This is a genomic window from Taklimakanibacter deserti, assembly GCA_003574785.1.
Map to the genome: position 1 here is coordinate 86,109 of QORU01000001.1, position 12,828 is coordinate 98,936.

A 12,828-nucleotide genomic window follows, 5' to 3' on the forward strand; every position below is an offset into this window, starting at 1 on the left:
AAACCGGGATGGCCGGATTTAACCCGGCCACGAGCTTTTCGGGCCGATGCTCTTCCTAAAGTTCGTCTTTCCAGATCGGATTGGTCCAGGCGCGCTTGCCGGCCTGATCGATGACGACCACGCGGAACCACGGGCTCTGCCGGTTAAGGAGCCAGCCTTTCTCCAGCTTGCGCAGATCGAGCGTGGCGGAGGTGATGGACTTGCCGATGCGCATGACGGTGCGAGAATGGCCGCAGACCACGACGATGGTGTTGACGGGCGAGGAGGCGACAGTGAGCTCGGGGCCGTGGATCGACACTTCGTGAATGAGCGGGCCTTGGCTCGAATAATAATGGCCGTTCTTCAAGGCATCGAGCAGCGCATCGGGGTCGTTCGCCTCGGCCTTCACATGCACCCAGCCGCCGAAATGATCATCGTGATGGAAATGCGCATCGTCGGTGGCGAAAGCGGAGAGCCGCTTGCCTTCGTTCAGCAGCTGGTCGAGCAGATAAAAGCCTTCGCCGCGATCGCATTCGACGGCGCAGCCGTGATTGTAGATCTCGACCGCATGGGCGACATCGATGGCGCGCCCGTCCTCGATGGTGAGCTGCGACCAGGCAGGATGCGCGATGCCGATGAAGGCGCCGGCCGCGGCGGCGCGGCGCGCGACCTGCACTCCGCTCTCTTCCGGCGCGCAAGGCTCGAAATCGAGCGGCAGTCCCGCCGCCACGATATGCCAGAGCTCGCCGGCCGAGGTTTCGGGCGCATGCAATTCGGAGCCGATGATGGTGGTGAAGCTGTTGGAGCGAAAATTGCGGGTGTCGGCGACCGGCCAGTCGTAATGGCCGATGAAATGATCCGACAGCATCATGAAGTCGTAGCCCGCATCCTTATAGGCCTCGACGACCTTGCCGGGCGCGAGCGCGCCGTCGGACAAAGTGGAGTGGGTGTGGAGATTGCCGCGCCAGAACCGGCCCGGAAGCGAGAAAGGCGATAAATCGGCCATGGAACCCTCAAATTAAGGGTTTCTCGCTATCTTATTCGCAATTCCCGCTCAATATGCATAATATGATTATAACCATACGTAATTTGCACGGATGCATGAACGGTACTACCGAGGAATGGCGCGATTGCGAGACTTGCGGCAGCAAAATGCCGGTCCATGACCTGGTGCGCACCTGGTGTGATGGTTGTGGGTGGAATCTCAGCGACGCACGATCCTACCGTGACGTCATCGATGAGAAAATCGATGCCTTGGGCAAGGTTCATGGCGCGTGGCTCCTGGACCAGGTCATAACAGCCTCTGAGCGCGACCTCAGGCCTCGCTTGACCGTGCCCAGATTGGCGGCTCTCGTCATTTCGGTCCTGATCCTCATCGCCAACATCATTGTCGGCCTGGCGGGCCTAGCCCTGATCGTGTGGGGATGGCCGCATGTCATGTTCATCATCGGCGGCCTGGTGCTTCTCGCCGTCGCTTGGTTCCTGCGGCCGCAATTCGGCGCGGTGCCCGACGACTGCCTGGAGCGAAGTGAGTTTCCCAATCTTTTCAGCATGGTCGATGGTATTGCCGGACAATTGTCGATGACCCCCATCGAGCATATCAGGGTCGATCACAATTTTAACGCATCGATGGCCGAGGTCGGCCTCGCCAGGACACCCGTACTGACCATCGGATTGCCTTTGTGGGCAATCCTCAACGGTCAGGAGAGAATTGCCTTGATGGCGCACGAGTTGGCGCATCGCGCCAATCGCGACCCCGCCCGCAGCACAGTGATCGGCTGGGGACTGTCGGCGCTCGACCGCTGGCTCTATCTCATGGACCCGATGGATCAGCGGGTGCGAAACCTGGCGGATGTCATGATGCATCTACTGCTGCGCCTCATCGGCGGAGCGATTGCCGGGTTGCGCAAGCTGCTCGCCAGTCTTCTCTTTCTCGACAGCCAGCGCGCCGAATATCTGGCCGATCATCTGGCGGCAAGGATCGCCGGCCCTGTGGCGAAGGTGAAACTTTTGGGAAAGCTTGGTCTCGACCACAACCTGAAAGCCGTCGCCGAGCGGGCCTATTATGCCGGCGATACCGACGGCCGGTCGGTCATCGACGCGTTCCGGGCTTTTGTGGAGACGGTGCCGGAACGCGAGATGGAGCGTGTCCGGCGGGCCGACGAACAGGAGAGTTCGCGGATCGATTCAGCCCATCCGCCGACCGCATCGCGCATCAGGTTCATCAAGAGCCGGCACTATGAATTGCCGCTCGCCATTCTGAGCGACTCGCTGTCGCGTGCGATCGATGAAGAATTGCAGCCGTTCCATGAGCGCCTGTCGATGAGGCTGATGGACGATGTCGTCGAAAGGCCTGATGGCTAGACCGACATCTGCATGCCGAGCTCGACGACGCGTTCCGGCGGGATGCGGAAGAATTCGATGGCGCGCGCCGACTGGTTGGCCAGCAGGATGAACAGCCGCTGCTGCCAGAACGGCATGCGCGCCTTGGGCGATGTGCGGATGGCGCGACGGCCCATGAAATATGAGGCTTGGCGCGGATCGATCGACAGTCCGTAAGGCTCGCACATGCGCAACGCCGCCGGCACGTCGGGCTGCTCCATGTAGCCGAAGCTGGCCTCGACCAGGAAAGCGCCAAGCGGCAGCTTCTTCACCTCCACCCGCTCGTCGCGCGGCACACGCGGCACTTCCGCCGTCTTGACCGAAATGAACACCAGTATGTCGTGCAGCACGCGATTATGCTTGAGGTTGTGCATGAGCGCGCTCGGCGCATAGATGGGATCGGTCTGCAGGAAGACGGCCGCCCCCGCGACCCGGGTGGGCGGGCGGCGCTCGAGCGTCGCGAGCAGGCCTTCAAGCTCGACACTGTCGCGGCGCAGCTTCTCGGCCAGCAGGGAACGGCCGCGCAGCCAGGTGAGCATGGTCACGATGATGACGAAGCCGATCAGCACCGGGACATAGCCGCCGGCGATGAGCTTGGTGCTGTTGGCGGCGAAGAAGGTGAGCTCGACCAGGAGAATGACGAAGAGGACGGGCAGCACGATGGCCGGCGGGAAGTGCCTCGCATGCCAGAACACGATGAGCGCCAAGGCCGTGTCGATGATCATCGAGATGTTGACGGCGATGCCGTAGGCGGAAGCGAGATCGGCGGAAGAGCCGAACAGGAGGACGAGCAGGATGACGCCGGCGAAGACGAGCCAGTTGATCTGGCCGATATAGATCTGGCCCTGCTCGGTGTCGCTGGTATGGGTGATGTTCATGCGCGGCAGGAGGCCCAGCGAGATGGCCTGCTGGGCGATCGAGAAGGCGCCGGTGATCACCGCCTGGCTGGCGATCACCGTCACCAGGGTGGCGAGCACGACCAGCGGGATCAGCCCCCAGGACGGCGCCATCAGGAAGAATGGATTGGTGACCGCCTGCGGATTGGCATGCACGAAGGCGCCCTGGCCCAGATAGTTCAGGATCAGCGCCGGCAGCACGATGAATACCCAGGCCATGCGGATGGGGGTACGGCCGAAATGGCCGAGATCGGCATAGAGCGCCTCGCCGCCCGTCACCGCGAGGAAGACGCCGGCGAAGATGATGAGGCCCATGCCCGGATTGAAAATGACGAATTTCGCGGCATAGATCGGGTTGAGCGCCAGGAAGATGCTGGGATCATCACCGATGTGCAGGAGGCCGAGCACGGCAATGGTGATGAACCAGAGGATCGTGATCGGCGCGAAGAGCGACGCCACGTTGCCCGTGCCGCGGTACTGGAAGGCAAACAAGGTGGCGAGGATCAGGAGGGTGATAGGCACGACGTAGGGATCAAATCCGGGATTGATGACGGTCAGGCCTTCGACCGCGGACAAGACCGAGATGGCGGGCGTGATCATCGCATCGCCGAAGAAGAAGGCGGCGCCGACCACGCCGAGGATGAGAACGAAGCTGCGCTTGCCTCTGAGCGCCTGCTCGGCCAACACCACGAGGGTCAGGATGCCGCCTTCCCCCTTGTTGTCGGCCCGCATCAGGATCAGCACATATTTGACGGTGACGATGAGGATGAGAGCCCAGATCAGCAAGGATACGATGGCGATCACATCCTCATGCACGCTGCCGCCGGCGCCGGCCACATGGGCGAGGGATTCGCGCATCGCATAAAGAGGCGACGTGCCGATATCGCCGAAGACCACGCCGATGCTGGCAAAAGCGAGCTTCAGCTTGCGACGAAAGTCCGCGCGCGACGCCTCAGTGGCGGCAGGCTTGGATGGGTTATCACTCATGCTTCGGCCAAGGCTGGTTTCACCGCCCGGCTACTCCACCGTTACGACGGAGCGGCATTCAGCAGGAAGACCTGTAATGGTCAAGGGCTTGGGTGGCTTGGGCGGCTTGGCATTGGGATCGCGCTTGGGCGGCCGCCAGGGCGCATCGCTATACCAATAGGCGAGCTCTTCGCCGCAGCCCGTTCCATCCTTGGGATTGGGCGCCCACTGATCCTTGCAGCCGCCATTCTGGCATTTGATGCGGATGTGGAAGTGATAATTGTGCCCGTAATAGGGGCGCACCTTGGCGAGCCATGAACGGTCGCCGGTCGCCCAGCGGCACAGCTCCTTCTTGATCGGCGGATGAACGAAGATGCGGGCGACGTCGGAGTAGGATGCAGCGCGCTTGATGAGACGCGCATGCGCCTCGGTCCACACGCTGTAGTCCATCGTCTTGCGGTCCTTGACCACCAGCCTGGCGCTGATGTTCTCGCGCTCGGCGCGCGTCAGCGTGCGGTTGGGCATCGGAGTCAGCCAGACATCCGCGTCGAGGCCGATCTGATGGCTGGCATGGCCGGTCAGCATGGGTCCGCCGCGCGGCTGCGATATGTCCCCGACCAGCAAGCCGTTCCAGCCGTCCTTCTCGCGCGCATCCTCGGCCAGGTCCTCGAGCAGGGCGATGAGTTTGGGATGGCCCCAATTGCGGTTGCGCGACAGGCGCATCACTTGCCAGGCCGGCCCGTTGATCGGCAGCGCCTTGGCGCCGGCAAGGCAGCCTCTGGAATAGGAGCCAAAGGAGCGCGCCGCCATGCTGGCCGGCGTCTTCTGGGCGCCGAACAGCTTCTTGGCGGGGATGTCGTTGATCGCCTGATTGGCGATCGCCGCGAGCGTCGATGAATCGGCGGCCGGGATCGGGTCCGTGTCTTGCGCTAAGGCAGACGGAGGCGAGAGGAGCAGGACCAGGAGAATTGCAGCTAACCTGTGCACAGCTTCACTTCTTTCTGAATGAATCGAGAGAGACGACACGGCCGGTGTCCGCTTCGGCGGCGGCAGGATCAGCGGCGGTTACGGCAGGCTCAAGCACGGCGGGTTTCGCCAAGGCTTCGGGCTCCTTGGCCGGGGCTTCCACTTTCACAGTCTCGAACTGCAGGCCGAACTGGACATGAGGATCGAGGAAGCCCTTGATGGCGTTGAACGGGACGACAAGCTTTTCCGGGATGTTGTCGAAAGAAAGCTCGACCTCGAATTCGTCCTCGCGCACCTGCAGGTTCCAATATTGATGCTGCAGCACGATGGTCATCTCGCGCGGATATTTCTTGTCGAGGCGCTCGGAGAGCCTGACGCCCGGATAGCGGGTGTCGAAGGCGATATAGAAATGATGGTCGCCGGGGAGGCCGGTCTTGACGATCTTGCGCAGCGACGCGCGCACAACACCTCTGAGCGCTTCCTGCGCGAGGAGATCGTAGCGCATCAAATCTTCAGCCATGTCCAGTCCCCGAAGCCAACGATTCACTCGCTATAATACTAGAGCGCCAAGGGTAGAAGTCATTAAAATGAGGGAGGAAGTGCAGGCTTCTGTTGCCAGGTGCCTGCGAACCCCGCCTTAGCCGGCAAAGGCCAAGGACTTTGATTTCGGCTTATCGCGCTGCATTAAGCAGCGAGAGCGGCCGGAGCATAGTTGTCATTGGCAACTATTGAATGGCCCGTTACGTCGGTACCATCTCGGGCAAAAGCTCACCCTTTACGCCCTCGTCGATCCTATTTCGCCCCCAGCACAGGCCGCGGGCCATGACTCCGCAGTCTATGGTGGAGGCGCCGGGTACCGCCCCCGGGTCCGATGGGTTTATTACGATGGCCATTTATCGCCATAGCCGCCCCTTGCGGGGAGGCGACCCCAATATAGGCGGGTGGATGGCGGAAGAAAAGGGCACCCTTTACGCAATGTAATGGCGGCTTTATCCGCAAAATAGCCATGAATCGGAACCCAACTGGCAAAAGTGCCGCATGGGTGCGGTACCGAACCAAGTCACGGGGACATAAAATGAGCACCGATTATGCTGCCGACATCCGCAAATATACCGCCAATGTCGACGACAAGGCAGTCGCATCGATCGTGAAATTCTGCGGCATCGCGCTGCGCGGCGCCGATTCCCAATGGGTATCGGTAACCGACCCCGCCGAGGTCAAGCGGGTCGTCGACGGCTTCTGCGCCAAGAAGCTCGGCCTCGACGCCAAGGCGGCGGAGTCCGCCGTGAAGGCGGTCGGCGAGAAGATGAAGGCCGACAAGACCAAGCACCGGGTCACGGTCTACTACCTGGTGGCCGAGCATACCGGAACCCTGGGCAAGCTCGCCTGATCCAAGTTGTTGACGGCAGTGCTTTCGGCTCTGCCGTCTCCATTGAGGCCGGGGGGCGGAATCGGCTAGATTCGCGCCATGCAGCAATATCTCGACCTCATGCGCCATGTGCGCGACCACGGCGCCCGCAAGGACGACCGCACCGGAACCGGCACGCTCTCGGTTTTCGGCCATCAGATGCGCTTCGACCTGGCGCGCGGCTTCCCGGTCCTCACCACCAAGAAGCTGCACCTGCGCTCGATCATCCATGAGCTCCTGTGGTTCCTGAAGGGTGACACCAATGTCAAATATCTGCGCGACCATGGCGTCACCATCTGGGACGAATGGGCCGACAAGGACGGCAGTCTCGGTCCCGTCTATGGCGCGCAGTGGCGCTCGTGGCCCACGCGCGACGGCAAGACCATCGACCAGATCGCCGATGTCATTGCCCGCATCCGCAAGAACCCGGATTCGCGCCGCCTCATCGTGACGGCATGGAATCCGGCCGATGTCGACAAGATGGCGCTGCCGCCCTGCCACTGCCTGTTCCAATTCTATGTCGCCAACGGCAGATTGTCGTGCCAGCTCTATCAGCGCTCCGCCGACATCTTCATCGGCGTGCCGTTCAACATCGCCTCCTATGCGCTCCTGACCCACATGGTAGCGCATGTCACCGGCCTCAAGGCCGGCGAATTCGTGCATACGCTCGGCGATGCGCATCTCTATCTCAACCATCTCGATCAGGCGAATGAACAGTTGAGCCGGATGCCGCTGCCCTTGCCGCGCCTCATCATCAAGCGCGACGTCAAGGAGATCGACGCCTTCCGCTATGAGGATTTCGAGATCGCGGGCTATCAGTCGCATCCCCATATCGCAGCACCGGTCGCGGTGTAGCGGGCATGGAATTCATCGGGCCGGATTTCCGCGCAGGCCTGCGCGAGACGCTCTACCGGCCGTTCAATCCGGCCGGCCTCGCCGAGGCGATCTGCATATTTCTCGCGCTTTTCATCCTCAATCAGCTGATTCTGCAGCCGGCTTTCGCCGTCGGGATAGCTGCGGCCGAATCAGGCCTGGCCAATCTCAATACTGAATTTCTGCGCGGCGCCATGTTCTCGATCCTACCGGCGGGACTGATCACGGCCTATCTCGCCTGGCTGTTGGCCCGCCGCCACGGCGCGGACCCCAGAGAGGTTCTGGCTCTACGCTTTCCAGCCTTGGGTGCTGCGGGATGGGTGGTGATTCTGGGCGGATTCATCGCGTCTCTCCTTGGCGTCTTTGCCATCATTGCCTGGCTCTTTGATTTCGATCTCACATCATCGGGCGAGGTCGAGAAGGCAGTCATGCGCTTGAGCGGCGATCCGCTCTTCTATCTGATTGCCGCCGGGCTGGTGATCGGCGGACCCCTTGCGGAGGAGATGACATTCCGCGGCCAGATCTTTGCCGCCCTGACGCAAAGCCGACTCGGCGTCACCGGTGCCTCGCTCGTCACTTCCGGCCTATGGGCGGGCGTCCATATCACCGAGCCCTTCCATGTCGTTGCCTTGTTGTTCCTCATGGGCCTCGTCCTCTCCTGGCTCCTTGTGCGTTTCGGCAGCCTGTGGGTGCCGATCGCGTGCCATGCGGCATGGAACGGCTTGCAGGCGGTGGCGCTCTCCGGGATGACCCAGCAATGATCGAGGTCCGTCCGATCAGGCCGGGGGAAGGGGCCGCACTCCTGACGATGGTGCGTGCCTTGGCCGAATCGCACGGCTTTCTCGACAAGCAGACGGCGACGGCGGAGGATCTCGAGCGGGCGCTGTTTGCCGAGCATCCCATCGTCGGCTGCCTTCTCGCCTTCGTCGACGGCAAGCCCGCAGGCTGCGCCTTCTGGCACAGGAGCTTCACCACGGCCCGCGGTCGCGAGGTGATCTATCTGGAAGATCTGTCGGTGCTGCCGGAATTCCGCCGCAAGGGTGTCGCGCGCGCTTTGCTCAAAGATCTGGCGGGCGAAGCCAAGCGGCGCGGCTATCCGAGCATCTATTGGCTCATGAAATCCTGGAATGAAGGTGCGAGAGCCCTTTATGCGGAGACGGGGGCGGAGATCGAGGAGGGCCTTGTGTTCTGCCGGCTCGCCGACGAGGCCTTGACTCTGTGGGCGGAGAAGGCACCGTGAAAAATCCGCGCATCGCTTTCGTGGTCGCGGTCGCGCGCAATGGCGTCATCGGGCGCCACGGCGTGCTGCCCTGGCGCATTTCGTCCGACCTCAAGCGTTTCAAGGCGATCACCATGGGAAAGCCGGTGATCATGGGCCGCAAGACCTGGGAAAGCCTGCCCAGGCGCCCCTTGCCAGGCCGGCTCAATATCGTGGTCACGCGCGACCGCCATTATCGGGCGGAGGGGGCGGTGGTGACGGCGAGCGTTGCCGAGGCCCTGGCGCAAGCACGGCAGACGGACAGCGATGAGATCTGCGTCATCGGCGGTGCCGAGATCTTCCGCCAGATGCTGCCCATGACCGACCGGCTCTATCTGACCGAAGTCGACCTCACACCCGAAGGCGACGTCGTCTTTCCGCCGCTCGATGAGAATGCGTGGCGTGAGACATCGCGCGAAGCCCATGCGCGCGCCCAAGGCGATGATGCGGGCTTTGTTTTGCGCGTGCTTGACCGGGTGGCTTCCGCCCCGCAGAATTGAATGATGGTTCAAAATCTTAGCGATCCCGACGTCCTCATCATCGGTGCGGGGGCGGCCGGCATTGGTGCGGGCCGGGCCCTGGCCAAGGCCAAGATCCCGTTCCTGATCATCGAAGCGAAGGACCGGATCGGTGGGCGCGCCTATACTGACACCACAAGCCTCGGTCATTTATGGGACCAGGGCTGTCATTGGTTTCATTCGGCCGACCAGAACGTCTTGCGCAAGCTCGCCGAGGAGATCGGGCACAAATTTCTGAAGCGGCAGCGCTCAGCGATCATGAAGACCTTCATGAACGGCGCCTGGCAGGCCGACCGGCTCAGGGAAGATTTCGTGTGGGGCATATTGGGCAAAGTGGCTCAGGCCGGCAGAGAGGGCAGGGATGTCGCGGCGGCGACGCTGCTCGAGCGCGATCACCCCTGGTATCCGATGGCGCGCCACTGGCTCAGTCTCATGTTTTCGGCCGAGCCCGAAGACATCTCCACCCGCGATGCCGGCAATTACAATGACACCGGCATCAATCTCGCGGTCGAAGACGGTTATGGCGCGCTCGTCGCCAGACTGGCGGCAGGCCTGCCGATCAGGACGGAGGTCGCGGCGCGCAAGGTTACCGGCCGCGCGGGGGACGTCGTGGTCGAGACGGATCAGGGCACCATCACCGCGAAAGCGGCCATCGTCGCGACGCCGGCGCGGATGCTGGAATTGGGCAGGATAGAGATCGCGGGCCTCCCGCCTGAGATCGTGGACGCCTTCGCCCAAGTGCCGATGGGCTATTACGAGAAGATCGCCATCGCTTTTGACGCAAATGTGTTCGACGGTTTCGAGATGCCCTATGCCGACATTTTCGATCCGGTGGCGCCGACGACGCGTCCGCTCGGTTTCGAGCTGCATCCCTTCGGTCGGCCGCTCGCCATCACCCACATAGCGGGGCATTTCGCCCGCGACATGGAACGCGAGGGCGAGGCCGGCATGATCGATTTCGCGCTCTCGGCCCTCGTCAGGGCCTTCGGTTCCGACTTGAGAAAAAGAGTCAAGAAAGCGGTCACAACCCATTGGTCTTCCGATATTTTCATCAACGGGGCCTATTCCTGCGCCAAGCCCGGCCATGGCGATGCCCGCAAGGCTTTTGCGGTGCCCATCAGGGAGCGGATCTTCCTTGCCGGCGAGCACGCGCATCCCTCCTTCCAGGCGACCGCGCATGGCGCCTTCGAGACGGGCGAGAGGGCCGCGGCGAAGGCGCTCGCCTTGCTGGGCAGCAGGGTCGAAGATGGGAGAGCGGCCGCCTCGGCCTAATCTGCGGATTGGACTTCGGTGCTCCAAATTCCTATATGGACGCCACCAACAATAAATTGAGGTGAGACTCGATGCCATGGAATAAGGATGGGGGCGGCGGCGGCAAGGGCCCGTGGGGACAAGGCCCATGGGGCCAAGGACCCGGAGGCCCATCCGGCGGCAATCGCGGGCCCACGCCCCCCGATCTCGACGAGCTGATCCGCAAAGGCCAGGACAGCCTCAAGAACATCCTTCCCGGCGGCGCCGGCGGGCGCAGCACCTGGGTGATCTTCATCCTCGCGATCCTCGCCCTCATCGCCTTCAACAGCGTCTATCAGGTGCAAGCGGACGAGCGCGGCGTGGTGCTGAGATTGGGCAGCTATGCCCGCACCGTGGCGCCCGGCCTCCATTTCGCGATCTGGCCGGTCGAGACGCTCGAGACGGTCAGGGTCGAAGCGGAAAACCAGACGGCGATCGGCGCCACCGCCAATGAAGGGCTGATGCTGGCGGGCGACCAGAACCTGGTCGACATCCGCTTCACCGTCCTGTGGAAGATCAAGAACCCGGAAGAATATCTGTTCAATGTGAGCGACCAGGAGAAACTGGTCAAAGTCGTCGCCGAAAGCGCCATGCGCGAGATCGTCGGCCGGACGCCCGCCGAGGAAGTCCGCACCACCGGCCGTCTCGCCGCACAGGACCAGGTGATGGGCATCACCCAGACGACGCTCGACAGCTATTCGGCGGGCATACTCATCACCGGCCTCAAGCTCGAAAAGGCCGACCCGCCGGCTGAAGTTCTCGATGCCTTCGAAGAAGTGCAGCGCGCCGAGCAGGACCAGGCCCGCCTCATCAACGAGGCCGATCAATATGCCAATCAGCGCCGCCGCCTGGTGGAAGGCGAAGCGGCAAAGGTCATCGAGGATGCCAAGGGCTACAAGGCCCGCGTCACGCTCGAGGCCCAGGGCGAGGCGCAGCGTTTCCTCAGTGTCTACGAGCAATACAAGAATGCCAAGGACGTGACGCGCCAGCGCATCTTCCTCGAGACCCTCGAAGATATCCTCGAGAAGTCGAACAAGGTCATCATCGAGGGCGGCCAGGGCCAGGGTGTGGTTCCCTATCTGCCGTTGCCCGAGATCGAGAAGCGCCAGACTACGACGACGCCGCCGGCGCAGGGAGCAAATCAATGAACTTCTTCAAATCTTCCGGCGTCATCATCATCGCCATCCTGGCGCTCATCGTCTGGTCGTCGACATTCATCGTCGATGAACGCAAGAAGGCGCTGGTCCTGCGCTTCGGCGAGATCAACCGCATCGTCGAGAAGCCGGGCCTCTATTTCAAGATCCCGATCGCCGACGATGTGGTGCCGATCGAGGACCGCATGATCCTGTGGACCAGCGACAATATGAGCGTCCAGGTGGTCGACGGGCGGCGCTATCTCGTCGATGCCGTCACCATGGCGCGCATCGTCAATGCCCAGCGCTTCCGCGAGACCGTGTCGGCCGATATCTCGCGCGCCTGGGACCGCATCAAGACGCGCCTCGATGCCGCTTTGCGCCAGACCTATGGCAAGCGCACCTTCGAGGCGGCGCTCTCCAAGGATCGCGCCGTGATGATGCGCGAGATCCGCGACAGCGTGCGCGCCGAAGCGCTCAACAACGGCATCGAGATCGTCGATGTGCGCATCGTGCGCACCGACCTCATGGATGAAGTTCTGAAGAATACCTATGAGCGGATGAGCTCGGAGCGCATCGCCGAGGCCAAGGACCTCAGAGGCCGCGGCGAAGCGCGCAAGATCGAGATCATGGCGCAGGCCGACCGCGCCTATACCGAAAAACTTGCCGATGCACGCCGCCAGTCGGAGGTCATCCGCGGCGAGGGCGAAGGCGAGCGCAACAAGACCTTCGCCGATGCGTTCCAGAAGGATCCGGAATTCTTCGCCTTCTACCGGTCGATGCAGGCCTATGCGAAGAGCCTGTCGAGCTCGGGCACGACGCTGGTGCTGAAGCCCGATTCGGACTTCTTCAAATATCTGGGCATGGACAAGGCGCAGCCAGCGCCCCAGCAATGAGCGATTTTGTGACGGCCCTCGGTCTCGTCTTCGTGATCGAGGGCCTTCTTTATGCCTTTGTTCCGGGCCATCTGAAGGCGGTGATGGCGCTGATGCAGACCACCCCGGAAGACAGCCTGCGCATGGGCGGGCTCATCGCGACGGCGGTCGGCGTCGCCTTGGTGTGGCTCGCCCGGGCGGTCCTCGGAGGATCATGAAATCGTGATATTGAACGGGTTGCGGGGGATGGGCGTTAGACCCTACTGGTCTGGTGTCCGGTCGGA

The 12,828-nt window shown here is 62.4% G+C and carries 14 protein-coding genes and 1 other RNA gene; 10 read left to right on the plus strand and 5 right to left on the minus strand.

Annotated elements, in window-relative coordinates; genetic code table 11:
* Positions 1–55: 55 nt before the first annotated feature.
* Complete coding sequence (locus tag DS839_RS00340; protein WP_119268295.1) at positions 56–985, minus strand: CehA/McbA family metallohydrolase; 930 nt, start codon at positions 983–985, stop codon at positions 56–58.
* Positions 986–1,080: 95 nt separating this feature from the next.
* Between DS839_RS00340 and DS839_RS00345 the strand changes: the two genes are divergently transcribed.
* Positions 1,081–2,343, plus strand: a complete 1,263-nt coding sequence (locus DS839_RS00345) for a M48 family metalloprotease (protein ID WP_162918191.1) — start codon at positions 1,081–1,083, stop codon at positions 2,341–2,343.
* Here DS839_RS00345 and DS839_RS00350 read toward each other — a convergent pair.
* The 4 genes from DS839_RS00350 to ssrA all read right to left on the minus strand — a co-directional run bounded on the left by DS839_RS00350 (position 2,340) and on the right by ssrA (position 6,152).
* Positions 2,340–4,244, minus strand: coding sequence for a potassium transporter Kup (locus DS839_RS00350; protein WP_119268297.1), 1,905 nt, complete (start codon positions 4,242–4,244; stop codon positions 2,340–2,342). The genes DS839_RS00345 and DS839_RS00350 overlap by 4 nt on opposite strands.
* Positions 4,245–4,274: 30 nt before the next feature.
* The gene (gene mepA / locus DS839_RS00355; protein WP_119268298.1) at positions 4,275–5,210 is read right to left on the minus strand and encodes a penicillin-insensitive murein endopeptidase; all 936 of its coding nucleotides are present in this window, start codon (positions 5,208–5,210) and stop codon (positions 4,275–4,277) included.
* A gap of 4 nt (positions 5,211–5,214) precedes the next feature.
* On the minus strand, positions 5,215–5,709 hold the full coding sequence (locus tag DS839_RS00360; RefSeq protein WP_119268299.1) for an SspB family protein: 495 nt from the start codon (positions 5,707–5,709) through the stop codon (positions 5,215–5,217).
* Between the two features lie 78 nt (positions 5,710–5,787).
* Positions 5,788–6,152: a transfer-messenger RNA gene (gene ssrA, locus DS839_RS00365) on the minus strand.
* Positions 6,153–6,264: 112 nt separating this feature from the next.
* On the opposite strand from ssrA, the gene DS839_RS00370 reads away from it, so the two are divergent.
* From DS839_RS00370 to DS839_RS00410, 9 genes are all read left to right on the plus strand, one after another.
* The gene (locus DS839_RS00370; RefSeq protein ID WP_119268300.1) at positions 6,265–6,579 is read left to right on the plus strand and encodes a DUF2853 family protein; all 315 of its coding nucleotides are present in this window, start codon (positions 6,265–6,267) and stop codon (positions 6,577–6,579) included.
* Between the two features lie 78 nt (positions 6,580–6,657).
* Entirely contained in the window at positions 6,658–7,452 is a 795-nt protein-coding gene (locus DS839_RS00375; protein ID WP_119268301.1) for a thymidylate synthase, read from the plus strand.
* A gap of 5 nt (positions 7,453–7,457) precedes the next feature.
* Positions 7,458–8,231, plus strand: coding sequence for a CPBP family intramembrane glutamic endopeptidase (locus DS839_RS00380; protein ID WP_119268302.1), 774 nt, complete (start codon positions 7,458–7,460; stop codon positions 8,229–8,231).
* Positions 8,228–8,710, plus strand: a complete 483-nt coding sequence (locus DS839_RS00385) for a GNAT family N-acetyltransferase (protein ID WP_162918192.1) — start codon at positions 8,228–8,230, stop codon at positions 8,708–8,710. Before DS839_RS00380 ends, DS839_RS00385 begins: the two co-directional genes overlap by 4 nt.
* Positions 8,707–9,228, plus strand: coding sequence for a dihydrofolate reductase (locus tag DS839_RS00390; RefSeq protein ID WP_119268304.1), 522 nt, complete (start codon positions 8,707–8,709; stop codon positions 9,226–9,228). The genes DS839_RS00385 and DS839_RS00390 overlap by 4 nt, the downstream gene beginning before the upstream one ends.
* Positions 9,229–10,518 (plus strand): flavin monoamine oxidase family protein, encoded by a 1,290-nt coding sequence (locus tag DS839_RS00395; protein WP_119268305.1) that lies wholly within the window; start codon positions 9,229–9,231, stop codon positions 10,516–10,518.
* 71 nt (positions 10,519–10,589) lie between these two features.
* Positions 10,590–11,684: an FtsH protease activity modulator HflK gene (gene hflK, locus DS839_RS00400; RefSeq protein WP_119268306.1), complete on the plus strand. Its 1,095-nt coding sequence runs from the start codon at positions 10,590–10,592 to the stop codon at positions 11,682–11,684.
* On the plus strand, positions 11,681–12,565 hold the full coding sequence (hflC, locus tag DS839_RS00405) for a protease modulator HflC (protein WP_119268307.1): 885 nt from the start codon (positions 11,681–11,683) through the stop codon (positions 12,563–12,565). The genes hflK and hflC overlap by 4 nt, the downstream gene beginning before the upstream one ends.
* Positions 12,562–12,762: a DUF2065 domain-containing protein gene (locus tag DS839_RS00410; protein ID WP_119268308.1), complete on the plus strand. Its 201-nt coding sequence runs from the start codon at positions 12,562–12,564 to the stop codon at positions 12,760–12,762. The genes hflC and DS839_RS00410 overlap by 4 nt, the downstream gene beginning before the upstream one ends.
* Positions 12,763–12,828 lie beyond the last annotated feature (66 nt).